The sequence below is a fragment of the Beijerinckia sp. 28-YEA-48 genome (genome assembly GCF_900104955.1).
Taxonomy (GTDB): domain Bacteria; phylum Pseudomonadota; class Alphaproteobacteria; order Rhizobiales; family Beijerinckiaceae; genus Terripilifer.
Map to the genome: position 1 here is coordinate 2,751,255 of NZ_FNSI01000001.1, position 24,588 is coordinate 2,775,842.

Consider the following 24,588-nt stretch of genomic DNA (forward strand, 5'->3'; position numbering starts at 1 on the left):
CTCGGTTCAATTTCCGAGCTCCAGAAACGCGATTTTGCCTTCCATCTTGTTTTGACTCGTCTTTGTGGCGTTTGACGATTCCGTCAGACGCCACAACGCTATGCGCGCAACAAAAAATTCGTAAATGATTGGTTAAGGGACTGGACAAATCACCCCGTCAGGATTCAACTGGCCTCGATTCGACGCGATGCGGCACATGGCGACGAACAAGTTTCAAGTACGAGGGGGCCATTCATGGCACGTGCAAACGTGCTGGAGGAATCCGTTTATTCGGATTCATCCAGAACGGCAGCGCATGCGATTCCAAAAGCGAGTGTTCGACCAAGCCGAAGCGGTTTGGAAAACACATTCCGCCTGATCGCCCCTGCAGCAGCCGCCCTTTTTTGTTTGATCCTTTTATCGGCCAGCCTTCTTTCCCTTATCAATATTCGCGGACACGCCTTTCAAGCCACAACCTCCGACATCGAACTGACCGCCGCCGTCGTGGCACTCACCCTCGACCGGGCCGACAAAAATCCTGACGCAGCGGACATTCTTGAAGGGGCGCTCCGCACCCACACGCCGCAGCGTGGCACGATCGTCCTCCTCAGCGACGCATCGGGCCAGATCGTCGCCGCCTCGCCCGCCGCTTCGGCGCGCGGCACGGCGACCGATCTGTTGGGCGATGCACAGCCGTTGCTGATCCTCGGCGAGCGCGCCGGCATCGTGCGGACCCATCTTGCCGATGGACGCGAGGTCTTCGCGGGCTCCTTCAGTTTGAAAAGCCCTCTCGGCCAGGTCTTCGTTATCCGCCCGATGGCGGAAGTGGTGCGCGACTGGCGCAGCGCCGGTCTCTTGCCTGGCGTGCTCGGCGCCCTGTCGACGATCGTTATCGGGGCGCTCGCCTTCGCCTATTTCTGGCAGGCGAACCGGGCGCGGCGCGCCTCGGCCCAATGCGAACAACTGGGCCGCAAGTTCGACATGGCGCTCAACCATGGTCATTGCGGCCTGTGGGACTGGGATTTGTCGCGCGGCCGCATCATGTGGTCGGACTCGATGTACGACCTGGTCGGCCTGCAGCCCGATGGCGGGTTCCTGTCGGTTGGCGACGTGACCAGCCTGGTGCATCCCGCCGATCTCAACCTCAGCCTCGTGGCCAAAGTGCTGCTGACGTCGCGCCCGCGCACCGTCGACCGGACATTCCGCGTTCGCCACAGCGATGGCCGTTGGCTTTGGATGCGGGTGCGCGCCGAAGTCGTTCGCCACTCGCCGGGCGACGCGCCGCATCTGATCGGCGTCGCGCTCGACATGAGCGAACATCGCAGCCTCGCCGAAAAATCGCGCACCGCCGGCGCGCGACTGCAAGACGCGATTGAATCGATCTCGGAATCCTTCGTGCTGTGGGACATGGACGACCGCCTTGTCGCCTGCAATGCGCGCTTCATGAAGCTCTACGGCCTGCCGCCCGAATGCGCCCGCGAAGGTACCGCCGTCGAGGACATTCTGGCGCAAGCCGAAATTCCCATCGTCTCGGCACAATCGCAACCAGACGCGCCTCCCGGCGCACGTTCCTATGAAGCGCAACTCGCCGACGGCCGCTGGCTGCAAGTCAACGAGCGGGCGACGAAGGACGGCGGCTATGTCTCCGTCGGTTCCGACATTACGGTGCACAAGCTGCACGAAGAGAAACTGCTCGATTCCGAACGTCGCCTGATGGCGACGGTCGCCGACTTGCGCAAGTCGCGGCAGACCCTGGAAGTGCAGGCCCGACAGCTTGCCGACATGGCCGAGCGCTATCTCGAACAAAAGGCCGAGGCCGAGCTCGCCAGCCGCGTCAAATCCGAATTCCTCGCCAATATGAGCCACGAACTGCGCACGCCACTCAACGCCATCATCGGCTTTTCGGAGGTGATGGAACACGAGACGTTCGGATCGCTCGGCTCATCGAAATATCTCGATTATGCCTGCCATATCCGCGAGAGCGGCCAGCATCTTCTCGGCATCATCTCCGACGTGCTTGAAATGTCGGCGCTCGAAGCCGGCCACGTCGAACTGAGAAAGACCGAGTTCGAAATCGCTCTTGCCATCACGTCGGCGACCGAGAGCGTTATGGATATCGCGCAGCGCAAGAATGTGACGCTGACGAGCGAAACTTGTCCCGGCGTTCACGTCAGCGCCGACCGCAACGCCATTGAGCGGGTTCTCGGCAAGCTGGTGCGCAACGCGATCCGCTTCACTCCCTCGGGCGGGCGCGTCGGCGTCCGCTGTCGGATGATCGACGGCGCGATCAACATCTATGTCGAAGACACCGGCTGCGGCATTTCCTCGGAGGCGCTGGCACGGATCGGTCGGCCCTTCGAGCAGATCAACGCGCCGCTGGAAAACGGTTTTAAAGGCTCAGGGCTTGGCCTGGCGATCGCTCGCTCCCTGGCGGAGCTGCACGGCGGCTCCATGCGCATCCGCTCCGTCGAAAATGTCGGCACCCTGGTGCGCGTCCGTCTGCCTTTGCCGCCGAGCGCCCTGAAGGCAATGGCGCGCAACACCGAGAGCCCGGCGGCGCCGGCCACCCAGTCACAGTCGCAAAGCGCCTGATCCATTTCTTGCGTAAAGCGCCTGATCTACTTCTTGCTGGACGAGGCTTTACCAGACGCGCTCTTGCCGGGCGCCCCAATCAGCCGCGTGAAGATTTTCCGCACGTCGGCGCGTGTTTCCGTCAGCATCAATTCGACACGGCCGAAGTCCGGCAGATTGACGCTGGAAGCAATGCGGCGCAGCACGCTGGAGGCGACCTTGGTCGGATCGAACGGCCCTTCGATCGTTAGCCGCATCATCTGCGTGACAGCCTGATAAAACGCGCATGCCGTGATCAACTGCTCGCCATCGCCTGGCGACAGAAGATGCACAGCAGCGGCCTTGCGCAACACGCCGAGCGTCGAGACCTCGGCGATCTCGGGATGCTTTCCCGCATGGGCGAGCGCTAGGAACTGGGCGATGAATTCAATGTCGATGATACCGCCGGCCGCCAGTTTCAAATCCCACGGGTCGGCATCGCCCTTCTCCCGCGCGATGAGCCCGCGCATGGCGGCGATATCTTTCTGCAGTTTCTTTTCATCACTCTGCCGGCAGATGATAGCGGCTCGTGCTGCCTCGATCTGCTCGCCGAGCGTTGCATCGCCCGCGATGACCCGAGCGCGCACCAGCGCCATATGCTCCCAGGTCTCGGCTTCGTGCTGCTGATAATCGACGAAGCTGGTGAAGCGCGTGGCCACCGGCCCCTGCCCGCCTGACGGGCGCAACCTGAGATCGACATCATAGAGCTTGCCGCGCCGCGTCGCCGAGGTCAGCACCGCCACCAGCCGCTTGGTCAGACGGGCATAATATTGCGCCGCATGGAGAGGACGCGCCCCATCGGACTCCGGTGTCTCGTCGTCGTAATCATAGATCAGGATCAGATCGAGATCGGACGCAGCGGTCATCTCGCGCGAGCCGAGCTTGCCCATGCCGATAATGGCGCAACGCGCGCCCGGCACCGTGCCGTGATCAACAGCGAAGGCGCTCTCCACGTGCTGGAGCGACACGCGCAGCAGCGCATCCGCCAAGGCACTGTAGGAAAGGCCGACCTCCTCCGCCGATATGGTGCCGGCTAGAAAGCGGATGCCGATGACGAACATTTCCTCTTGCGCCAGATCGCGACAGTCGTCCATGAACTGTTCACTGTCGTGCGCCGTCTCGAGAATGCGCAGGGCGCGGGCCTCGAAACGGCTTTCGCCCGAGCGTGCCGCGCTGTGGGTCGGATCGATAGCGGCATCGAGCACATGCGGGCGCAACGAGACCATCTGCGCCAGGCGCGGCGCGCCGCCGAGAATATCGGCGAACAGTTCACGCACCTTGTCGTTCGACTTGAGGATCGAAAACAATTCGACGGCCGCCGGCATGCGCATCAACGCATGGTCGAAGGCAAGCAGCGCCGCATCGGCATCGCCGCTGCCGCCAAAGGCCTCAAGCAGCGCCGGGACGAGCGCCGTCACAACCTCTCTCGCACGCGCGCTCTGCATCGCCGGGCGACGGCCAAAATGCCAGCCGCGCACGGTCTCGGCCGCAAGGGCTGGATTGGCGAAGCCGAGTTTCGACAGGGTTTCGAGGGTTTCGGGATCATCCGTGACGCCGGTGAACACCAGATTGCCGACGCTCGACGACAGCTCCGGTTCGGCCTCGAACAAGCGCGCATAGTGGCGCTCGACGCAGGCGAGCTGTTCGAGCAAGGCGTCGCCGAAAGCCGCGCCATCGCGATAGCCGCAGAATTGCGCGAAACCTTCGAGCACTTCAGCGTCGGCTGGCAAGCGCTGGGTCTGTTCATCGGCCACCATCTGCAATCGATGTTCGATCTCGCGCAGAAAGCGATAGGCGGTCGAGAGTTCGCTCACCGCGTCGGGCGTGATCCAGCCGTCGGCTGCCAATTCGCTCAGCATGTCGAGGGTACGCGGGCCCCGCAACTGCGGGCGACGGCCGCCGAAGATCAATTGCTGGGTCTGGACGAAGAATTCGACCTCGCGGATACCGCCGCGCCCGACCTTGATATTGTGGCCAGCGACAGCGATCTCGGCGAAGCCGCGCACCGCATGAATCTGCCGCTTCATCGCATGGATATCGGCGATGGCGGCATAGTCGAAATAGCGCCGCCACATGAACGGCGTCAGGTCTTTCAGGAAAGTCTCACCCAGCGCGATTTCGCCGGCCACAGGGCGGGCCTTGATGAAGGCGGCACGCTCCCAGTTCTGGCCGAGCAATTCGTAATAGGAGAAGGCCGCTGGCAGCGAGACGGCGACAGGCGTCGAGCCTGGATCAGGGCGCAGCCTGAGATCGACGCGGAAGGCATAACCATCGCCTGTGTGTTCCTGCAGCAGTTTGGCGATGTGCTGGGTGACGCGCACATAGATGCGCGTGCCTTCCGAGGGATCGTCGATCGCTTCGGTCTGCGGGTCGAAGAAAGCGACAAGGTCGATGTCGCTTGAATAGTTCAACTCGCCGGCACCATGTTTGCCAAGCGCCAGCAGGACGAGGCCGCAGGCGCGCTCGGGCTCGGCCGGATCGGCCAGCTTCAAACGCCCGGCATGATGCGCGGCGCGCAGGGCATAGGCCGTGGCGGCGCGTGTCGCCACATCGGCGAGGTGCGACACCGCCGTCATCACCGCATCGACCTGCCAGACGCCGCCTAGGTCGCACAGCGCGATCAGCAAATGGCCTTCCTGCTTGCCTTTGCGCAGGGCGTGCAGAACAGCGTCATCGTCGTTGGCGAGCGTGCAGGCGACCCGCATCCGCTCCAGGCAATCGTCAAACCGATCCTCCGGGCTGGAGGTCAGCAGATCGCGCAGGCGATCGGTGTCGGCGCTGCTGAGCCCCCAGAGATAGGGCGAATGTTCGGCGACGCCCTGCAACAAAGCCTGGATCTTGCCGGCGGTTTCCGCGTCGGCGCCAAAACCCAGATCAATCTCCAGATCGGTCAGTTTGTGCGCCGCTTTGCCGCCCACCAACGGCGCGGTGAGGATCCGCCGGGCCAGCGCGCGATTGTCCAAGGGAATTGCGTTCTGCGACGAACCGGTGCTGCGGCTATTTCGCGGTTTCGCTGGGGATTTTTTCGCTGCGCTCATGTGTCTTGTCCGGTTGGACAGGCAGGGCGGCAGCCGCTGGTATGACGAGCGTCACAAGCAATCCCGGCGCGTTGTCCTCGATTCTGATTTCGCCATTGTGCAGGCGCGCGACCGCCGCCGCAAGCGATAGTCCAAGGCCCGATCCCGGCCGGGAACGAGAACCTTCGAGCCGGACAAAGCGCCCCAGAACATGCTCGCGCTCGGAAGCCGCGATGCCGGGGCCGCGATCGCCAACCCGCAGGAACACCTGGCCGCCCTCGGTGCTGGCGCTGATGCGAACGACCGAAGGATGATCGGCGCTGGGCGAAACGCCGTATTTCAGCGCATTATCGATGAGATTGGCAAGCGCTTGGCCGATGAGTTCGCGGCTGCCATAGACCGTGAGGCCGGGCGCGATATCGGTTTCGATGCGTATCTGCGCCTCTTCGGCGGCCGGCTCGTAAAGTTCGACGAGATCGCGCGCCACATCGCCGGCGTCGAAGTCGGTCTTGCCCTCGATCTCGCTGCCGGCCTCCATCCGCGCGATCATCAAGAGCGCGTTGAAAATGCGGATCAGCGTGTCGGATTCCTCGATGGTTTTATCCAGCGCGCCACGGAATTCATCCGGTGTCTGCGCCGTGCGCAAAGCTTCCTCGGCGCGGTTGCGCAGGCGCGTCAGCGGTGTCTTGAGATCGTGGGCGATATTGTCGGAGACCTCGCGCAGGCCCTTCATCAATTCGACGATACGATCGAGCATCGAATTGAGATTGACGGCAAGGCGCTCAAGTTCGTCATTGGCGCTGCTCAGCGGGAGGCGGCGTGAGAGATCGCCGGTCATGATCGTGCGCACGCTATCGTTCATGCCATCGACGCGCCGCAAAACGCGACGGGCGACGAGGAGGCCGCCGAGCGTGCCAATCACGATCAACCAGAACAGCGATGTCAGCATGGCACGCGAGAACACGCGCCGCAGCGCCTCGCGATCTTCCAGATCGCGGCCTACGAGCAGACGGAAACCACCAGGCAAGAGGAAAATGCGGGCCAGCGCGCGGCGCTCGACGCCGGGCTCGCCCTGGCGCTCATAGGTGGTTTCGCGCACGCCCGGCTGTTCGAGGACGCCGGCCGGCAGTTGCGCGATGTTGCCGGCAATGGCTTGGCCGGCGAAATTGGTGACGAGATAGAGCGAAGCGCCGGGCTGGCGCGTGCGCCGCTCGATGACATCGACAATGACGCGAATGCCGCCACGGGCATATTGCTCGGACAGGCCGTTGATCTCGGCCTCGACGGTGGCGGCGATCTGCTCATCGAGCAGGCGACGCACGTTCCAGCCGACCCAGCCGATGATGACGCCCGCGCCGATCGAGAAAATCACCAGATAGGCGAGCGACAGCTTGAACGCCGTCGTGCGGAAGAGATTAGCGAGCGCCGTCACGGATCATATATCCGGCGCCGCGAATGGTGTGCAGAAGCGGCGGGTCAAAGCCCTTGTCGATCTTGCTGCGCAGGCGCGAAATGTGCACGTCGATCACATTGGTCTGCGGATCGAAATGATAGTCCCAGACGTTCTCGAGCAACATGGTGCGGGTCACCACCTGGCCTGCGTGGCGCATCAGATATTCGAGCAGCCGGTATTCGCGCGGCTGCAACGGAATGTCCTTGCCGTCGCGGGTGAGCGTATGGGCGAGCCGGTCGAGTTCTAGGCCGCCGACACGCAATTGGGTGGTCTCGCCAGCAGCGCCTGCCCGGCGACGGGCCAGCACTTCGACGCGGGCGAGCAGTTCGGAAAAGGCATAGGGTTTGGCCAGATAATCGTCGCCGCCGGCGCGCAGGCCCTTCACCCGGTCATCGACCTGGCCGAGCGCCGAGAGAATCAGCACCGGCGTTTCGACCTTCTGCTCGCGCAGGCCGCCGATCAGCGACAGGCCGTCGAGCTTGGGCAACATGCGGTCGACGACCAGCACTTCATAGGCGCCTTCGCGCGCCATGGCATAGCCTTCGAGCCCATCCGCCGCATGGTCGGCCAGGTGGCCGGCCTCCCGGAAAGATTTCACCAGATAGCCCGCAGCTTCGCGGTCGTCCTCGATCACCAGAATGCGCATGAGGGACATATAGCGGACTTTCAAAACAAACGGCAGGCCATTTGGCCTGCCGTTGTTACGTTCCTGAAGTCTTACGAGGCCGGATTGGTGACCAGCGCCACGAAACGGGTGCTGTCGCCCGATTTGACGCGCAGGAGCACCGCCTTACGGCCGGCCTTCTTCGCATCTGCGAGAGCCGCCGACACTTGCGCCGGACGGGTGACGGGCTGGCCGGCCGCCTCAAGGATGATGTCGCCAGCGCGCAGGCCCAAGGTGGCACCCGCGCCATTCGGATCGACTTCAGCCACGACGACACCTTCGCGGCCGGCGCCCGGGATCTCGCTGGCGGGCGCCAGCGACAGGCCGAACTTCTGGTCGAGCCGTTCGGTATTGCCGCTGTCGCCCGAGCGACCCTGACGGGCATCAGCCCGCTGATCGGGCAGCGCCTCGAGAACGACGGCCGTGGTCATTTCCTTGCCGCCGCGCAGATAGGCCAGGTTGACCTTATGCTCGGGGCCGAGGCCGGCGATCCGGCGCGACAGTTCACGCGGGCTATCGATGCTTTCGCCATCGACCGAGATGATCACGTCGCCCGACTTGAGCCCGGCCTTGGCCGCCGGCGTGTTGTTCTGCGTATCCGCAACCAACGCGCCATGGGTGTCCTTGAGGCCGAGCGAGTCGGCGATCTCCGGGGTCACCGGCTGGATCTGCACGCCCATATAGCCACGGGCCACGACGCCCTTGTCACGCAGGGCCGCGATGACGTCCTTCACCGTGCTCGACGGGATGGCGAAGCCGATGCCGACGCTGCCACCCGACGGCGAATAGATCGCCGTGTTGACGCCAACCACACGACCGCTGGTGTCGAAGGTCGGGCCACCGGAGTTGCCGCGATTCACCGGCGCGTCGATCTGCAGGAAGTCATCATAAGGACCAGCGCCGATGTCGCGGCCACGTGCCGAGACGATACCAGCCGTCACCGTGCCGCCGAGGCCGAACGGATTGCCGATAGCCACAACCCAGTCACCGACGCGCGGCGAGGTCGAGGAAAGTTCGACGGACTGATAGGTGCCAGCCTCGTTGATCTTCAGCAGCGCAAGATCGGTCTTCTCGTCGGTGCCGATGACCTTGGCGGTAACGGTCTTGCCGCCATCGAGCGTCAGCGTGACGTCGCCACGAGCATTCTTGACCACGTGGTTATTGGTGACGACGTAGCCATCGGACGAGATGATGAAGCCCGAACCCTGAGCAATGCCGCGGCGCTGCTGCTGGCGCTGGTTCGGCATCTGGAACGGCGCGCCTTCCTCACCGAAGCGACGGAAGAAGCGTTCAAGCGGATCGCCGGGCTGCAAGCGCGGCATGCCTTGGCCCGCACCCGGACCGGCTTCCTCGTTCGCGGACTCGACGATGTTCACCTTGACCGAGACGACAGCGCCACGCACGCGCTGAATGGTGTCGGCGAAAGACGGCATGGCAGCATTGGCCAGCGGCGCTTCGGCATGGGCGCTGGTGGCGATTTGCGGGATATGGACGGCGCCAAGCGCGCCACCGAGAGCCAGAACGGCGACGGCACCGAGAAGGGCTGCGCGCACGGTCTTGTTTGGCATCTGCTTATTCGGCGTCGGCTGGTTCGGCGTCTGCGGGTTGAGAAGGGACTCAGACATTCACTCATCTCCTGAATGGGGTCGCCGGTTCACCCGGCGGTGATGGAGAAGATGGGCGCTGTCGGCTTTCACCGCCATTTCCGGCAGATGAATTCTTGGTAACGTGCGTAAGCGGCTAGTTTTCGCGCTTTTTCAGCACTTCAGCGAGTTTTTGAGCTTCTTCTGGGCTCAACTCATCAGCCAATTCGCGCACTGGCCGGCGACGTCGCAGAAAGACCACAATCAAAGCCGCCGCCAGAATGGCCGGTGTGGCGATCCAGAGCAGAATGGTTTCCGTGTTGAGTGGCGGCTTCAGCAAGATGAACTCGCCATAACGCGCGACGAGATATGTGCGCACCGCATCATCGCTGTCGCCAGCAACAAGCCGTTCGCGAACGATGACGCGCAAATCCTTGGCGAGCGGCGCGTTGGAATCATCGATCGACTGGTTCTGGCAGACCAGACAGCGCAGACCTGCCGAGATCGTCCGCGCGCGTGCTTCCAGTTTCTGATCGGCAAGAAGTTCAGACGGCTCGACCGCATGCGAGGCAGAAGCCGCGAGAAGACTTCCCGTCAAGAGAAGGCTTGCTGCGAACAGAAGATGACGAAGGAGCTCGGCGATACGCATGGTCTATTCCGCCGGCTGCATCGCCGCATGGCGGGAGCGGCGGGCCACACCGACGCGCAGACGGCGATCCGCGAGCGAGATGGCGCCACCCAAAGCCATGATGATCGCACCAATCCAGATCAGCGCGACATAAGGCTTCCAGTAAAGGCGGACGTCGATCATGCCATTGCTGTTTTGCTCAGTGACCACCGCATAGATCTGGCCGAGCGAATAGGTGCGCAGGCCAGCATCCGTCGTCGTCATCTGCCGGGCGCGGTAGAATTTGCGCGATGGCTCGATCACGCCAACAACCGTGCCGCCTGAGCGGATCGTCATGCGCGCGACGGTTTCGTCATAGTTGGGACCAGGACGCGGCTCGATCTTGTCGAGGGTCAGCTCATAGGGGCCGACCGCGACATGGTCGCCCGTGCGCATCGCCAGAATTTTTTCGACGCCCCAGCCGGTGGCGGCCAGGCCGAGCAGCGACACGCCGACGCCGGCATGAGCAAAGGCCGTGCCCCAGGCCGACCACGGCAGGCCGGTGGCACGCGCCAGCATCACCGATGGTGACAGACCGCCACCAGAGATGCGGCCCCAGATCTCGACGAAGGCGCCGACCATGACGAACAGAGCGAGCCCAGCGAAAACGGCGGATACGACCGGCTCGCCCTGCAGGGCGGCCAGGATCAACCCGCCGCAGATGGCTGCGATCAACGCCACCACGAGGCGCTGAGCGGCGCCAAGGAAATTACCGCGCTTCCACGCCAAAACTTGGCCAAGCGGCATGGCGAGGAACAGCGGCACGAAGAGCGGAATGAACGTGTAGTTGAAGAACGGCGGCCCGACCGAAATCTTGTCGCCGGTGAGTGCTTCGAGCGCCAGCGGATAGAGCGTGCCGACGAAGACCGTGGCGCAGCTCGTGGTCAACAGCAGGTTGTTGAACACCAGCGCGCCCTCACGCGAGATCGGCGCAAAAATGCCGCCCGCTTTCAACAACGGACCGCGCAGCGCGAACAGCGCCAGCGAACCACCGATGAAGAAAACGAGGATAGCGAGGATGAATACGCCGCGCTGTGGATCAGTGGCGAAGGCATGGACCGACGTCAGCACGCCGGAGCGCACGAGGAAGGTACCAAGCAGAGAGAGCGAGAAGGCGAGGATGGCGAGGAAGATCGTCCAGATTTTCAGCGCGTCGCGCTTCTCCATCACCGTCGCCGAATGCAAGAGCGCGGTGCCGGCGAGCCACGGCATGAGCGAAGCGTTCTCGACCGGATCCCAGAACCAGAAGCCGCCCCAGCCCAAGGTGTAATAGGCCCAGTAGGAGCCCATGGCGATGCCGAGCGTGAGGAAGATCCAGGCGGTCAAGGTCCACGGCCGCACATAGCGCGCCCATTGCGCGTCGATGCGGCCATTGATGAGCGCGGCGGCGGCGAACGAGAAGGTGATCGAGAAGCCGACATAGCCGAGGTAGAGCATCGGCGGATGGATGGCGAGGCCGGGGTCTTGCAGGATCGGATTGAGATCATTGCCCTCGGCCGGCGGCGGCAGCATGCGGGCGAAGGGATTGGACGTCAGCAGGATGAAGAGCAGGAAGGCGGCGCTGATCCAGCCTTGCACCGCCAGGGTCGTCGCCAACAGATCCTGTGGCGTGCGCCGTCCTCCAACAGCGACAAGCGCGCCAAAGAAGGCGAGGATCAGCACCCACAGCAGCATCGAGCCTTCGTGATTGCCCCAGACCCCGGAGAATTTGTAAATCAGCGGCTTCTGCGAATGAGAATTCTGCACCACATTGGCGAGCGAAAAATCAGACGACAGATAGGCCCATGTCAGCGCACCGAAGGCGATGGCGACAAGAACGAATTGGATGATCGCCGCTGACGGCGCCATGGCCATCAAAGCCGGATCATTCTTGCGGCTGCCCCAGAGCGGCAGAGTTCCCTGCACCAGCGCCAGCGCCAGCGCGAGAACGAGAGCGTAATGTCCGGTTTCGACGATCATCGCGACGTGCTCACTTCTTCGCCTCGGCGCCGTTCGCCTGCCAATGGCCTTGTTTCTTCAAAGCATCGGCGACTTCGCGCGGCATATAGTTCTCGTCATGCTTGGCCAGTACGGAATCGGCGCGAAAGCTCGTCGGGCTCACCAGCACGCCCTCGGCGACGACACCCTGCCCTTCGCGAAACAGATCCGGCAACATGCCAGTGTAAGTCACGCTGATCTCGCGCTCCACATCGGCGACGACAAAGGTGACGGTGCGATTTTCGCCCTTCATGATCGAGCCCGCCTTGATCAAACCACCCAAGCGCATGCGCGTGCCAGGCGCCGGCGCCTTGGCGGCGATCTCGGCCGGCGAATAGAAAAAAACGATATTGTCGCGCAGAGCGAACATGGTGAGTCCTGCGGCGACAAAGAGGACGCTGAGCGCGCTGCCGATCAACACCAGCCGGCGTTGCTTGCGGGTCATGATCAGCCTCCAAGTCCCAGTTCGCTTGCCAGGGCGTCGACGCGAGCCCGCCCTTCGCCATCGTCGGCCAGCGCCTTGCGCGCCTCAGCCAGCGCCGCACGGGCATCATCAGGCTGCTTCAAAACCATATAAGCCCTGATCAGCATCGCCCACCCATTGCCGTCGCGCCCGTCCTTCGCCAGTTTGGCGGCCAGATTACCGACCATGGCACGAATGGCGCTGTCGCGCTCAGCCTCGGGCAGCGCGGCGATCGCCTGCCCGGCTTCGCTGGCGGGGCGTGCATCGGCGGATGCTTCGGGCAATCCCAGTTCACGGATCCGGTCGCGCACGACGCCGGCCCATTCAGCATCGGCCGGTGCCTCAGCCACGAGCTTTGTCCAGATATCGCGGGCTTTTAGCTTGTCGCCCGCCTGGGCGGCAGAAAGGCCGATATAAAAACGCGCCTGCTGAAACTGCGGCGCCAACGCCAACGCCCGTTCAAAGGCAGCCAAGGCCTCGGGTGTCACGTGGCCGTTCGCGGCAAAAACCAAGGCTTCGCCCAGTGAGGTCTCACGCACCGGGGTCGCGCCGAGAACACGCAGCGCGTTGGCCCAGGCCTTGGCGGCGTCCTCGTAACGGCCCAAACGCAGATAGACCGGCGCGATCACTTCATAGCCGCGGCCATCGTCCGGGTTCTTCGCCAAATGGGCTTCGATCTGGGCCACAGCCATCATGATGTCGGGCTGGCCCGGCGGCGCCTGACGGCGCGCTTCGAGCGGCAGGTCGGGAACCTCGGGATTGCCGATGCGTGCGTAAAGGCCGAGCGAAACGCCGCCGATGATGACGATGCTGGCCAGCGCCGCGACGCGCCGGCGCCAGGTAGCGGCAGAGGAAACAGTGGCTGCGGAGGTGGAAACAGTCCCCTCGCCTTTGGCCTCCGTGCGCATCAGACGACGGGCGGCTTCGGCACGCATGGACTTGGCGTCAGCTTCACTGACAAGGCCACGCTGGAGGTCGGTGTCTATGCCGGCCAGCTCACTGCGATAAAAGGCGGTATCGCCATCGGATAGCGGCTGGCGCGCGCGCGATAGCGGCCACAAAACGCCGATAGCGGCAAGCCCGGTCAGAAGCGCGAAAACGACCCAGATCATGGCGCGGGTTCTGTCACGGCTTGATGGCGAATGAAAGCCGCCACAAAGTCACATCCGCATTATGTCCGTAGGAAGCCATCGCTCAAACTGGATGTTTCAGCCCGCAGGCAGGCGCAAAACTGCCCGTAATCCACCCATCGACGCCTCTTCCAGGCGCAAAGTGCCGCCATAGACCCTTGCCAGATCAGCAACGATGGAGAGGCCGAGGCCCGAGCCCGGCTTGGTCTCGTCCAGGCGGCGACCGCGCGCCATGGCCTCCTCCCGCCGTTCCGGCGGCAGGCCCGGCCCGTCGTCTTCGACGCTGACCTCGATAAATCCGTCCGCCAGCCGGCGGGCGCGCACGGCGACCTGGCTCGTCGCCCATTTGCCGGCATTGTCGATGAGATTGCCGGTCATGTCCTCGAAATCCTGCCGTTCGCCGCGAAAGCGCAGGCCGGGGGCGCCGTCGAAATCGAAATCGACGCGGGTGTGGAGCTTTTCGAAGGTGCGCATCAGGGCATCGAGGGAGGGTTCGATTTCGGTGATGGCGCCGATGACACTGGAGCGGGCGGCGAGCCGGGCGCGATCGAGATAATAGGTCACCTGGTCGCGCATCACCTCGACCTGTTCAAGCACTTTGCCACCAAGCGGCGAAGCGTCCGTCGCCGCCTCGTTGGAAATAACGCTGAGCGGCGTCTTCAGCGCATGGGCGAGATTGCCGACCTGCGTGCGCGAGCGTTCCACCACTTCGCGGTTGGAGGCGATGAGCAGGTTGAGCTCTCCGGCCAGGGGCGCCAGATCCTGTGGATAGGCGCCGGCGATCTTTTCCCCGTCGCCCCGGCGAATGGCCGCGACCTCGCCACTCAACAGACGCAAGGGCCGGAGGCCGAAGCGCACTTGCAGCGCCGTCGTGCCGACGAGCGCCAGGGCCAAGATGGCGAAGGCCAAGGCCAGGGTCAGGGTGAACTTACGAATCTCGAGAAGAACATCCTCGTTGGTGGCGGCCACCTGAACCAGATAGGTGCCGTCATCACCGACATCGATGACCCGTTCGATCATGCGCAGATTGCGACCATCGGGGCCTTCGATATAGCCCTTGCGCAGGCCGGTCTGATCGGCACGCACGCCGATGTCGGCTAAGCGCGGCAGGCGCGAGGCGAAAAGCGAGCGCGACGCGCGCATCTGCGGCGTGGCGCCATCCATGCGCGTCACCTGCCAATACCAGCCCGAGCGGGTAAGTTCGAACAGGGGCTCGCCCAACTGACCAGGGCTTGTCGGCGCTTCATCGCCGCTCAGCGCCACATCGGCGACCAGAGCCTTCAGGTAGACCGACAGGCGATCGTCGAAAGCCTGCTCCGTCGTTTGCCGGAACGCGGCCACCAGGCCAGCGCCGGCGATCAGCAGAAGCAGGATGCTCCAGAAAGCAGCGGACAGAAAAAGGCGGGTCGGGATCGACAGCGCATCGCGGCGTAGCAGAGCCATCGCGCCTATCTGCTCGATTTGGCCGGAGAGGCCGGCGGCTCGCCCGGCGGCGCGATCAGATAGCCCAGGCCACGGATCGTCTGCAGAACTTCGACGCCAAGCTTTTTGCGCAGACGGCCGACGAAGACCTCGATCGTGTTCGAGTCGCGATCGAAATCCTGATCGTAAAGATGTTCGACCAGTTCGGTGCGCGAAACGATGCGGCCGGCGTGATGCATCAGATAGGCGAGCAGCCGATATTCATGGGAGGTGAGCCGGATCGGATTGCCATCAACGACCACCCGGCCCGCCTTGGTGTCGAGCCGCACCGGGCCGCAGACCAGTTCGCTGGTCGCATGGCCAGCGGCGCGGCGCACCAGAGCGCGCAGACGCGCCAGCACTTCCTCCATATGGAAGGGCTTGGCGACATAATCGTCAGCGCCGGCATCGAAGCCTTCGACCTTGTCGCTCCAGCGGTCGCGCGCGGTCAGCATCAGCACTGGTGTCTTGCGGCCAGCGGCGCGCCACTCTTCCAGAATGGTGATGCCATCCTTCTTCGGCAGGCCGATGTCGAGGATGATCGCGTCATAGGGCTCGCTCTCGCCAAGGAAATGGCCTTCCTCGCCGTCGAACGTCGTGTCGACCGCATAGCCCGCCTGTTCCAGGGCGGCGACAAGCTGACGATTCAGATCCTTGTCGTCCTCAATAACAAGCAGTCGCAACAGACCCGCTCCTTCATGGCGTTTTGCGGTTTGGCGTGATCCAACCAACAAAGACGCGTCAAAATAAAATCCTAGGCAGATTACCTAGGGCTGCGAAACCGGCAGCTGAGAAACCGGTTTGCCGTCGACGGCATCCAGATAGACGCGAACGACTTTTCCGTCACGACGCAGCAGCGCCAGCTCATATACGTATTTGTCGTCCCAGCGACAAAGGCGAGAGCGCAGCGGCTCGCCCCCGCCGTTGCGGGCGGCATTGCGTAGCATGGGAAAAGGATCGGCGAGCTTGCGCTCCTGCACGGCGGCGCGCGTCTCGGAGGGCGACAGACAGGTGTGCACAGCGCGCTCCGCTCCAAGGGCGGGCGGCGCGGACATATGACCCATCATTGCCAAAACGAGCAGGAGTTGCATGGCCCGATCCTGCCTCAATTCCGCTGAACCCTAGATGAACTCCCCCATCACCACAAGAAATTCAAGATGTTAGAGCAGTTCTTCGCCGACTCGCCTGCCAGATTTTGGACAAAGCCCGACGACATAGGGCGAATCACACGGGCGACGGCAAGAATCTTTGCCATCGAATCAAAGCCATTTGGCACCCACGCCCCCTCGGGCTACACACCGGGCAAGGAGTGCCTGTCGATGAAATCCGCCCGCCTGCTGCTGGCCGCCCTGTGCGTGCTCTCGATCCCCACGTCCAGCGAAGCGCTCGTCGGCCCCTCGCAGGACGGTGGTGTGCTGGCCGCCCATACCGTGATGCTGCTGAAACGCTCGGGCAAAGCATCCGGTTTCTGCACCGGCGTGGTGCTGACGCGCGACATCATCCTCACCGCCGGCCATTGCGCCCATGGCGCCAGCGACCTCGCGGCCTATGTCAACGAAGGCGGCACTCCGGCGGTCATTCCCGCCAATGGCTCGGTGATCCATCCGGAATTTCGCGCCGATGCGGTCAAGACGCGGCAGCGCTCCATCGATCTGGCGCTCGTGCGCCTGTCGAAGCCGCTGCCGGCGTCGTTCTCCCCCATCCAATTGTCGTCCCGGCAGTCGGTCTCGGTCGGCGATACATTCCGCATCGCCGGCTTTGGCCTGACGCGTGAAGGCGACGGACGTTCAGCGGGCACGTTGCGCAGCGGCGTCATCGCCGCGCGCGCGCCACTGTCGTCGATCCTGCTCTGGGCCGAGGACCCACGACGCGGCGGCTTCGGCGCCTGCACAGGCGATTCCGGCGGCCCGATCTTTTCAGACGACGGCAGCGAAGTCGTCGCCATCACCGTCTGGTCGCGCGGCAGCGGCGGCAAACAGTGCGGTGAACTCACGCAAGGCGCGCTTGTCGGCCCACAGCGCGCTTGGATCAATGAAGCTATGACCCGGTTGGCACGCTGAATATGAACACTGACTCAAACGACCTTTCCCTTGCGGCGCTGACCATTCTCGACGCCGGCCCCATCGGCCATGTGCGCGCTGCCGCAGAATCCGGTTTCACCTCGGTTGGCCTGCGCCTGCAGCCGCTACTGCCAACCGACCTGGCCGTGGTTGGCGACGCGAAAGCCATGGACGAACTGGTGCAGTTGATCGCCCAGACACGGATGCGCGTGCTGGAGGTCGGCGTTTTCCCGCTCAAGGCCGGCATGGACCTGGAAGCCCTCGGCCCGGTTCTCAGCTTCAGCCACAAGCTCGGCGCGCGCTATATCGTTTGCCCGGTGGAGGATGACGACAAGACCCGCCGCGTCGAAACCTTCGCGGCCTTGTGCGACTTTGCAGAATCCTGTGCGCTCGAAGTGCTGGTGGAATTCAACCCCTATAGCGCCTGCCGTTCATTGGGCGAGGCTTACGAGCTTGTCGATCGGGCCAAACGACCGAACGGCAAATTGCTTATCGATGCGTTTCACCTGTCGCGTTCAGGCGCGCATCCGCTTGATCTGCGTTCGGTGCCGAAGGAGCTGCTGGCGCTGGTGCATCTGTGCGATGCTGAGCCGCTGCCGTCGACACCGCGCAGCGTCGATGATCTGCGGCGGGAGTCGCGCACCGCCCGTCTGTTGCCGGGCGAAGGCAGTTTGTGGCTCGACGAACTGCTTGATGTCCTCCCTGCCGGGATCCCTCTTAGCATCGAGGCGCCAGCGGCCAAGAACGCGCACCTGCCAGCGACCGAGCGCGCCCGCCTCGCGCTGGCGGCAACACAGCGCCTGATGGCGCGACGCAACCAAGGCAAATAGGGATAGGACGGGAGATCAAGGGCAAGCGGTTCAAGGATAATAGATTTTAGAATTGTTCTGATTTCTGGCTTTCCCCTTGACCTTCCCGCCCGCGCCGACAAGGCTCGTCAGACGGTTTTGCTATCACCATATCTTCCGTCCACCATTGTCGAGACTGATGAAAGTGCCACGAGCCTGATGTCCGCCCCCCTGCCTTCATTGCCCAAGGAAATGGAAGTTTTGCACCAGGTGCCGTTGTTTGCGGCGCTGCTGCCGGAAACTTTCGCGCGGCTGGCACAGGCGGCGCGGATCGAGCGGCATGCCAAGGGCGACATCATTTTCCGCCAGGGCGACGTCGCCCAATCGGCGATTGTCGTGGTGGATGGCTTCGTCAAAGTGTCGCGCCTGTCGGCCAATGGCGATGAAACGCTGATCCATATTTTTGGGCGTGGCGAAAGCGTCGGCGAATCCGCCGTTGTTGCCCGTGATCGTTATTCGACGACGGCGGAGGCCGTGGGCCCGGCTGTTGTCGTGCGCGTGCCTGGCGCGCTCTTCATCCAGATGGCGCGGGAATTTCCCGACCTGGCCTTTGCTATTATCAACGAGGCGCAGGCCAAGGTCATCTCGCTGATGGATGAAATCGAAATCCTGAAAGTGCAGACCGCCGACCAGCGCGTGCTGCGCTTCCTCCTGTCGCTGTGTCCGCCCGACACCGACAGCTGCACCATGCGCCTGCCCTATACCAAGGGCGACATCGCCGCTTCGCTCGGCCTGAAGCAAGAGACGTTGTCGCGCTCCTTCGCGCGGCTGAAGACGATCGGCATTGAGATTGACGCCCGCCAGGTAACTGTCGCCAGCGTGCGCCGCGTCGAAGACGAGATCGCGCGGCTCAACCAGCTCGTGTGATCAGCTCAAGTCCCTTAGTGCACACGCTCGATCGCAATCGCGGTGGCTTCGCCACCCCCGATGCACAAAGCCGCGACGCCGCGCTTGAGATCACGCGCCGCCAAAGCATGCAGCAGCGTAACGATTAAGCGAGCACCAGTGGCGCCAATCGGATGCCCGAGCGCGCAAGCACCGCCATTCACGTTCAGCCGATCGCGCGCGATACTGAGATCCTTGGCAGCGGCCATGGCGACGACAGCGAAGGCCTCGTTGATCTCGAAGAGATCGACATCGTCGACCGACCAGCCGGTCTTATCGAGCAGTTTGCGGATCGCCGGAATCGGCGCTGTCGTATACCAGGCCGGCTCCTGGCTATGGGTGGCATGGGCCTTGATCTCGGCGAGGACAGACAGATGCAGGCGATCGGCTTGCGAGCGCCGCATCAAGATCAATGCCGCCGCGCCATCGGCATTGGCCGAGGCGCTTGCGGCGGTGATCGTGCCATCGGCACGAAACGCCGGCTTGAGCGTTGGAATCTTCTCCGGTGACACTTTCAGCGGATGTTCATCGGTATCGACAAGGCGATCACCGCCCTTGCCAGGCACCGCCACGGGCGTGATCTCGGACTTGAACGCGCCGCTTTCAACCGCATGGCGCGCCCGCGTCAATGTCTCGGTGGCATAAGCGTCCTGGTCGGCGCGGGTAAATTGATAGGCCTGCACAGCGGCCTCGCCAAAGTCGCCCATCGGACGACCGCGCTCATAAGCATCTTCCAGCCCATCGAGCATCATGTGATCGAAGATGCGATCGTGGCCGACGCGATAGCCGCTGCGGCCCTTGGCCAGGAGATACGGCGCGTTGGACATGGATTCCATGCCGCCAGCCAGCGCGATATTCGCCGATCCCGCCAGAATGAGATCATGCGCCAGCATGGTGGCCTTCATGCCGGAGCCGCAGACCTTGTTGATGGTCGTGGCGCCCACCTGATCGGGCAGATGCGCGCTGCGAGCCGCCTGCCGCGCCGGCGCCTGCCCCTGGCCTGCGGGCAAAACGCAGCCCATCAGCACTTCGTCGATCTGATCTGGCGCCAATGTGGCGCGTTCGAGCGCAGCCTTGATGGCCTGGGCGCCCAGGGCAGGCGCTTCGACAGGCGACAAGTCGCCGAGAAAACGGCCAAGAGGCGTGCGCACGGCGGAAACAATGACGACCGGATCGGACGCGGACATGAGTTTTCTCCGTATTGCAATCGGCGACGCACGGAAGCCCCTTCCGGAACGCTGTTACTATTAAATTATGGTCATAATATAATATGTCAAGCGTTGTGGATCGCGAGCCGTAACGCCACGTTCCGATTCAAATCCTGGAGGGTCTAAAACTTCCGCGGTGGCGGCACTTTGCCGGGCCAGCGGACGATGTGGTCGAGCAGATCATCGTCCGACAAGTCGTCCTCAGACGGCCCAGCCCGGCCGCGCACCGAGACGCCGGCCGTGTGCACGGTCTCGCGCGATCCAGAAATCAGGTGATGCCAGGGATAGAGGTCCTTGCCCTCGTCGACCAGGCGATAGGCGCAGGTCGGCGGCAGCCATTTGATCTCGCGCAGCCGGGTCGGCGTCAGCTTGATGCAATCGGGCACCTTCGCCTTGCGGCCAGGATAATCTGAGCAGCGGCAGGACTTTTCCTCGAACAGCCGGCACACCACATCGGTGAAATGGATCTTACCGGTGTCCTCATCCTCAAGCTTGACGAGGCAACAACGACCACAGCCGTCGCAGAGGGACTCCCACTCGGCCCGGCTGAGGGCATCAAGGCCCTTTTTCCAAAATGGCTTGGTCGCCGCGGGCGCGGTTTTTGCAGCCATGGCAGACTTACGAACCGGTTTTGTGTCATTCTGGGGCATGGATCGGGCATGCGCCTCGGCAGGGCCATCGTCAAGAGGCTTACCAACGTGGTATATGGGGAACTGATCATTTTACGGGACCGGATCGGGATCCCCGCACGTGTTTGACGATTTTCAGACCACAGGCCTTGGCCAGAAGATTGCCCGCGCGCTTCTGGCCTTTGACGCGTGGATCAATTCGAGCCTCTACGAAAGTGGCCAGCAGGCGCGCCAGCGCTATGACACCTTTGTCGCCTTCATGGACCGGTTCCACGTCTCGGGCTGGCGCAAGGTTGGCGTTGAACTCGCTTGCGAGACCCTGACCTTGGGTCTGGCCGGCGCGGTGCTGATGCTGGCGCTCGCCGTCCCGGCCTTCAACGAGACCAGCGACGAGGATTGGCTGAAGAAGCAGGACCTCGCCGTCGTCTTCCTCGATCGCTATGGCGAGGAAGTCGGCCGACGCGGCATCAAGCACGACGACTCGCTGCCGCTCGAACAGGTGCCCGACTTCCTGATCCAGGCCGTGCTCGCCACCGAGGACCGGCGTTTCTTCGAACATTACGGCATCGACCCGATCGGCACTTTACGCGCCTTCACTGTCAACGCCCGTTCGTCCGGTGTCGTGCAGGGCGGCTCGACCATCACCCAGCAGCTGGCGAAGAATCTCTTCCTCAGCAATGAGCGTTCGATCGAGCGCAAGGTGAAGGAGGCTTTCCTGGCGCTGTGGCTGGAAACCCGCCTCACCAAGAACGAAATCCTCAAACTCTATCTCGATCGCGCCTATATGGGCGGCGGCGCATTCGGCGTGCAGGCAGCGGCTGATTTCTACTTCGGCAAGTCGCTGCGCGAGATCAATCTTGCTGAAGCCGCCATGCTGGCTGGCCTGTTCAAGGCGCCAACCAAATTCGCGCCGCACGTCAATTTGCCGGCAGCGCGGGCCCGCGCCAATGACGTTCTGCAGAATCTCGTCGACTCCGGCTTCATGACCGAAGGCCAGGTGTTCATCGCGCGCAAGAATCCCGCCACACCCGTCGATCGCCATCGCGCCGCCTCGCCCGACTGGTATCTCGATTGGGCCTTTGAAGAAGTGAAAAAGCTAGCGCAAGCCGGCAAGTTTGGCGACGATCGCGTGCTCACCGTGCGTACCGCGCTCGACAGCGGCATCCAGCACCAATCCGAGAAAGTGCTGGAAGACAATCTGCGCCAATTTGGCAAACAGTATCGCGTCAAGCAGGGCGCCATCGTCGTACTTGAGCCCAACGGCGCCGTGCGCGCCATCGTTGGCGGCCGCGACTATGGTGCCAGTCAGTTCAACCGCGCCACCGACGCGTTGCGCCAGCCCGGCTCTTCGTTCAAACCCTATGTCTATCTGGCGGCTTTGCTGACCAATAAATTTAAGCCCTCGACCATCGTCACCGATGGCCCAGTATGCATTGGCAATTGGTGCCCGAAGAATTACGGCGGCGGCTATGCCGGATCGATGCCGCTGATCTCGGCGCTGACACGCTCGATCAATACGATCGCGGTGAAACTGTCGATCGCCATCGGCGACGGCTCGCCCAAGGCTGGCCGTGCCAAGATCGTCGAACTGGCGCGGCGCATGGGCATCACCTCGCCTTTGACCGACACACCGTCCCTGCCGATTGGCGCTGGCGAAGTGACGCCGCTCGAACATGCCAATGCCTATGCGGTGTTCGCCAATGGTGGTAAGCGCGCCCCGGCCTTCGCCATCGTCGATGTGCACAATTCGCGCGGCGACCTCATCTATCACCACGATGCGGAAGCGGCGATGACACAGGTGGTGCCACCGGCCAAGATCGCCGAAATGAATACGATGCTGATGTCGGTGGTGGAGAACGGCACGGGCCGTCGCGCCATCCTGCCGGGCATCAAGGTCGGCGGCAAGACCGGCACCACCAATGGCTATAAGGACGCCTGGTTCATGGGCTTCACCGGCAATTACGTCGGCGCCGTCTGGTACGGCAACGACGAGCCGACCTCGATGAACAATATGACGGGCGGCACCCTGCCGGCGCAAACCTGGCACGATGTGATGGAGTTCGCCCATCAGGGGATCGAGCTGAAGCCACTCTACAGCGCACCGCCGCCAAGCCCCGAAGCCATCGCCGCGGCGCTGTCGCGCGGCAGCGGTCAGGGTACCGCCCTTGGGCAACCGCAACGGCCGGTGACGCTATCGCGCAAATCAACCGAGACGCTCGGCGCGCTGGAAAACCTTCTGCGCACCTCGGCTGAACGCCAGCGCAAGGTCGACGCAACGCCGGTGCACGACGATGGCACGATGCTGCGCCTCGGGTCGGCGAAACCACCGCAGATGCTGACCCGCTGAATGGGCGATATCCCAGAGAAAATCACGCTTCGATAGAAGCGCTATCGTGCATTGACTCAATCCCAGTGGATTGACTTGCGTGCGATGGGATGTTGCCATGATGCAAAGATCATCGGCAGCAAGATCATCATCGGGAGGAAGAGCCATGACGGCCGCAGGCGGCGTCAGACAGGCGCTTATTATCGGCGCCGGTTTCGGCGGCATCGGCATGGCGATCCGCCTCAAACGCGCCGGCATCGACGATTTCGTCATCCTCGAACGCGCCGATGGCGTTGGTGGCGTCTGGCATGCCAATCGTTATCCGGGCGCGGCCTGCGATGTCGAATCGCATCTCTATTCCTATTCTTTTGAGACCAATTTCGATTGGGAACGGCCGCACGGCACACGCCGCGAGATCCTGCGCTATTTCGATCACTGCCTGCGCAAATACGCCATCCTGCCGCATATCCGCTTCAACACACCTGTCGAAACAGCGACCTTCGATGAAGAACAAAGCATCTGGAACGTGCGGACGCGAAACGGCGAAACCCTGCGCGCCCGATCACTGATCTCGGCTTGCGGTCTTTTCAACACGCCCGCGATTCCAAAACTCGCTGGCATCGAAGGGTTTGCAGGCGAGGTTTTCCACTCAGCTGCCTGGAACGAGGACTTCGTTTCCCACGGTCGCCGCATCGCCGTGATCGGCACGGGCTGCAGCACCGCGCAATTCGTTCCCGAAATCGTCGGGGATGCGGCGCGGCTGGTCGTCTTCCAACGCACGCCTGCCTTTGTCGGACCAAAGGCGGAGGCAGCCTACAGCGCCCGCCAGCGCCGCCTCTACCGACTGCTGCCGATCCTGCGACGTCTCGACCGGCTCAGCATTTTCCGCCGCTACGAGCAGCTCTATCGCATCCATGAAGATCCGGCGTTCCGCGCCGAACGCGGCAGGGACACGCGCGCTTTCGTCGAGCGCCAAGTCAGCAATCCGCAAAAGCGACAAAAACTCACCCCCACCTATGATGCCGGCTGCAAGAGAGGCGTGCGCTCAGGAAGCTTTCTGAAGGCGCTCGATCGCGATCATGTCGACGTGGTCACGGAGCCAATCGAGCGCGTCCATGCCCATGCCATCGAAACCAGGGACGGCGCTCTCCATCCCGTCGACACAATCATCTATGGAACGGGTTTCACACCTTCCAATTACCTTTCGACATTTGAGCTGCGCGGGCTCGGCGGCCTCACCCTGAGCGAGGCCTGGAAAGACGGTCCCGAAGCCTATTTGGGCATCACCATGAACGGCTTTCCAAACTTCTTCATGATCTACGGCCCCAACACCAATGCGCCCGCCTCGATCATCTACATCATCGAATGCCAGATCGATTACATCTTGAAATGCGTTCAGGCCCTCGCGAAGGGCCAACTGCGCCAGATGCACGTCGATGCGCAAACCCAGGCGACCTTTAACGCAGATCTGCAAGCCCAGCTGCGATCAACCGCCTGGGCCAGCGGCTGCATGAGCTATTTCATGACCGCCGCGGGCAAGATCGTCACGCAGTGGCCAGGGGCGAGCCGCAGTTATTGGATGCGCACCCGCCGCCTGAAGATGAAAGACTACCAAACCACGCGCTGAA

19 protein-coding genes are annotated in these 24,588 nt (G+C 63.0%); 6 read left to right on the forward strand and 13 right to left on the reverse strand.

The annotated features are described in order from the left end of the window. The first annotated feature begins 387 nt into the window (after window positions 1–387). Window positions 388–2,571 carry a PAS domain-containing sensor histidine kinase gene (locus BLW50_RS12940; protein ID WP_170850137.1) on the forward strand — a complete coding sequence of 728 codons (2,184 nt, stop codon included), beginning with the start codon at window positions 388–390 and terminating at the stop codon, window positions 2,569–2,571. 26 nt (window positions 2,572–2,597) lie between these two features. On the opposite strand, the gene BLW50_RS12945 is transcribed toward BLW50_RS12940, so the two are convergent. The 11 genes from BLW50_RS12945 to BLW50_RS12995 form a co-directional block, all read right to left on the reverse strand. Further along, complete coding sequence (locus BLW50_RS12945) at window positions 2,598–5,627, reverse strand: bifunctional [glutamine synthetase] adenylyltransferase/[glutamine synthetase]-adenylyl-L-tyrosine phosphorylase (protein WP_090702831.1); 3,030 nt, start codon at window positions 5,625–5,627, stop codon at window positions 2,598–2,600. Beyond that, on the reverse strand, window positions 5,587–7,038 hold the full coding sequence (locus BLW50_RS12950) for a sensor histidine kinase (RefSeq protein WP_090702834.1): 1,452 nt from the start codon (window positions 7,036–7,038) through the stop codon (window positions 5,587–5,589). Before BLW50_RS12950 ends, BLW50_RS12945 begins: the two co-directional genes overlap by 41 nt. Continuing rightward, window positions 7,022–7,705 carry a response regulator transcription factor gene (locus BLW50_RS12955; protein ID WP_090709087.1) on the reverse strand — a complete coding sequence of 228 codons (684 nt, stop codon included), beginning with the start codon at window positions 7,703–7,705 and terminating at the stop codon, window positions 7,022–7,024. The genes BLW50_RS12950 and BLW50_RS12955 overlap by 17 nt, the downstream gene beginning before the upstream one ends. A gap of 71 nt (window positions 7,706–7,776) precedes the next feature. Next, window positions 7,777–9,348 carry a Do family serine endopeptidase gene (locus tag BLW50_RS12960; protein WP_244544231.1) on the reverse strand — a complete coding sequence of 524 codons (1,572 nt, stop codon included), beginning with the start codon at window positions 9,346–9,348 and terminating at the stop codon, window positions 7,777–7,779. A 115-nt stretch (window positions 9,349–9,463) separates the two neighbouring features. Further along, complete coding sequence (locus BLW50_RS12965; RefSeq protein WP_090702837.1) at window positions 9,464–9,955, reverse strand: cytochrome c-type biogenesis protein; 492 nt, start codon at window positions 9,953–9,955, stop codon at window positions 9,464–9,466. Between the two features lie 3 nt (window positions 9,956–9,958). Beyond that, complete coding sequence (locus BLW50_RS12970) at window positions 9,959–11,932, reverse strand: heme lyase CcmF/NrfE family subunit (protein ID WP_090702840.1); 1,974 nt, start codon at window positions 11,930–11,932, stop codon at window positions 9,959–9,961. A 10-nt stretch (window positions 11,933–11,942) separates the two neighbouring features. Then, window positions 11,943–12,395, reverse strand: coding sequence for a cytochrome c maturation protein CcmE (ccmE, locus tag BLW50_RS12975; protein ID WP_090702842.1), 453 nt, complete (start codon window positions 12,393–12,395; stop codon window positions 11,943–11,945). A gap of 2 nt (window positions 12,396–12,397) precedes the next feature. Next, window positions 12,398–13,525 (reverse strand): c-type cytochrome biogenesis protein CcmI, encoded by a 1,128-nt coding sequence (ccmI, locus tag BLW50_RS12980; protein WP_090702845.1) that lies wholly within the window; start codon window positions 13,523–13,525, stop codon window positions 12,398–12,400. Between the two features lie 96 nt (window positions 13,526–13,621). Further along, window positions 13,622–14,986, reverse strand: a complete 1,365-nt coding sequence (locus BLW50_RS12985) for an ATP-binding protein (protein WP_090702847.1) — start codon at window positions 14,984–14,986, stop codon at window positions 13,622–13,624. Window positions 14,987–14,991: 5 nt separating this feature from the next. Next, the gene (locus tag BLW50_RS12990) at window positions 14,992–15,687 is read right to left on the reverse strand and encodes a response regulator transcription factor (protein ID WP_090709091.1); all 696 of its coding nucleotides are present in this window, start codon (window positions 15,685–15,687) and stop codon (window positions 14,992–14,994) included. A gap of 84 nt (window positions 15,688–15,771) precedes the next feature. Then, the gene (locus tag BLW50_RS12995; protein ID WP_090702851.1) at window positions 15,772–16,095 is read right to left on the reverse strand and encodes a PepSY domain-containing protein; all 324 of its coding nucleotides are present in this window, start codon (window positions 16,093–16,095) and stop codon (window positions 15,772–15,774) included. A gap of 228 nt (window positions 16,096–16,323) precedes the next feature. On the opposite strand from BLW50_RS12995, the gene BLW50_RS13000 reads away from it, so the two are divergent. From BLW50_RS13000 to BLW50_RS13010, 3 genes are all read left to right on the forward strand, one after another. Further along, window positions 16,324–17,064, forward strand: a complete 741-nt coding sequence (locus BLW50_RS13000; protein WP_170850138.1) for a S1 family peptidase — start codon at window positions 16,324–16,326, stop codon at window positions 17,062–17,064. A 2-nt stretch (window positions 17,065–17,066) separates the two neighbouring features. After that, complete coding sequence (locus BLW50_RS13005) at window positions 17,067–17,894, forward strand: sugar phosphate isomerase/epimerase family protein (RefSeq protein WP_090702857.1); 828 nt, start codon at window positions 17,067–17,069, stop codon at window positions 17,892–17,894. A gap of 177 nt (window positions 17,895–18,071) precedes the next feature. Further along, window positions 18,072–18,779: a Crp/Fnr family transcriptional regulator gene (locus tag BLW50_RS13010; RefSeq protein WP_090702860.1), complete on the forward strand. Its 708-nt coding sequence runs from the start codon at window positions 18,072–18,074 to the stop codon at window positions 18,777–18,779. A gap of 14 nt (window positions 18,780–18,793) precedes the next feature. On the opposite strand, the gene BLW50_RS13015 is transcribed toward BLW50_RS13010, so the two are convergent. Both BLW50_RS13015 and BLW50_RS13020 read right to left on the reverse strand, forming a co-directional pair. Next, complete coding sequence (locus BLW50_RS13015; RefSeq protein WP_090702862.1) at window positions 18,794–19,984, reverse strand: acetyl-CoA C-acyltransferase; 1,191 nt, start codon at window positions 19,982–19,984, stop codon at window positions 18,794–18,796. A gap of 143 nt (window positions 19,985–20,127) precedes the next feature. Further along, window positions 20,128–20,616 carry a YcgN family cysteine cluster protein gene (locus BLW50_RS13020; protein ID WP_090702866.1) on the reverse strand — a complete coding sequence of 163 codons (489 nt, stop codon included), beginning with the start codon at window positions 20,614–20,616 and terminating at the stop codon, window positions 20,128–20,130. A gap of 139 nt (window positions 20,617–20,755) precedes the next feature. On the opposite strand from BLW50_RS13020, the gene BLW50_RS13025 reads away from it, so the two are divergent. Next, a complete protein-coding gene (locus BLW50_RS13025) occupies window positions 20,756–22,981 on the forward strand; it encodes a transglycosylase domain-containing protein (protein WP_090702869.1) in 2,226 nt (741 codons plus the stop codon). 145 nt (window positions 22,982–23,126) lie between these two features. Beyond that, window positions 23,127–24,587 (forward strand): flavin-containing monooxygenase, encoded by a 1,461-nt coding sequence (locus tag BLW50_RS13030; RefSeq protein WP_170850139.1) that lies wholly within the window; start codon window positions 23,127–23,129, stop codon window positions 24,585–24,587. Window position 24,588 lies beyond the last annotated feature (1 nt).

What these genes read in the sequence shown, in the direction of transcription:
- BLW50_RS12985 (WP_090702847.1), bottom strand. Translation starts at nt 14,986, where the DNA reads ATGGCTCTGCTACGCCGCGATGCGCTGTCGATCCCGACCCGCCTTTTT.
- BLW50_RS13000 (WP_170850138.1), top strand. Translation starts at nt 16,324, where the DNA reads ATGAAATCCGCCCGCCTGCTGCTGGCCGCCCTGTGCGTGCTCTCGATC.
- BLW50_RS12970 (WP_090702840.1), bottom strand. Translation starts at nt 11,932, where the DNA reads ATGATCGTCGAAACCGGACATTACGCTCTCGTTCTCGCGCTGGCGCTG.
- BLW50_RS12960 (WP_244544231.1), bottom strand. Translation starts at nt 9,348, where the DNA reads ATGTCTGAGTCCCTTCTCAACCCGCAGACGCCGAACCAGCCGACGCCG.
- BLW50_RS12965 (WP_090702837.1), bottom strand. Translation starts at nt 9,955, where the DNA reads ATGCGTATCGCCGAGCTCCTTCGTCATCTTCTGTTCGCAGCAAGCCTT.
- BLW50_RS13010 (WP_090702860.1), top strand. Translation starts at nt 18,072, where the DNA reads ATGTCCGCCCCCCTGCCTTCATTGCCCAAGGAAATGGAAGTTTTGCAC.
- BLW50_RS12955 (WP_090709087.1), bottom strand. Translation starts at nt 7,705, where the DNA reads ATGCGCATTCTGGTGATCGAGGACGACCGCGAAGCTGCGGGCTATCTG.
- ccmI (WP_090702845.1), bottom strand. Translation starts at nt 13,525, where the DNA reads ATGATCTGGGTCGTTTTCGCGCTTCTGACCGGGCTTGCCGCTATCGGC.
- BLW50_RS13020 (WP_090702866.1), bottom strand. Translation starts at nt 20,616, where the DNA reads ATGGCTGCAAAAACCGCGCCCGCGGCGACCAAGCCATTTTGGAAAAAG.
- BLW50_RS12995 (WP_090702851.1), bottom strand. Translation starts at nt 16,095, where the DNA reads ATGCAACTCCTGCTCGTTTTGGCAATGATGGGTCATATGTCCGCGCCG.
- BLW50_RS13030 (WP_170850139.1), top strand. Translation starts at nt 23,127, where the DNA reads ATGACGGCCGCAGGCGGCGTCAGACAGGCGCTTATTATCGGCGCCGGT.
- BLW50_RS12945 (WP_090702831.1), bottom strand. Translation starts at nt 5,627, where the DNA reads ATGAGCGCAGCGAAAAAATCCCCAGCGAAACCGCGAAATAGCCGCAGC.
- BLW50_RS13015 (WP_090702862.1), bottom strand. Translation starts at nt 19,984, where the DNA reads ATGTCCGCGTCCGATCCGGTCGTCATTGTTTCCGCCGTGCGCACGCCT.
- BLW50_RS13005 (WP_090702857.1), top strand. Translation starts at nt 17,067, where the DNA reads ATGAACACTGACTCAAACGACCTTTCCCTTGCGGCGCTGACCATTCTC.
- ccmE (WP_090702842.1), bottom strand. Translation starts at nt 12,395, where the DNA reads ATGACCCGCAAGCAACGCCGGCTGGTGTTGATCGGCAGCGCGCTCAGC.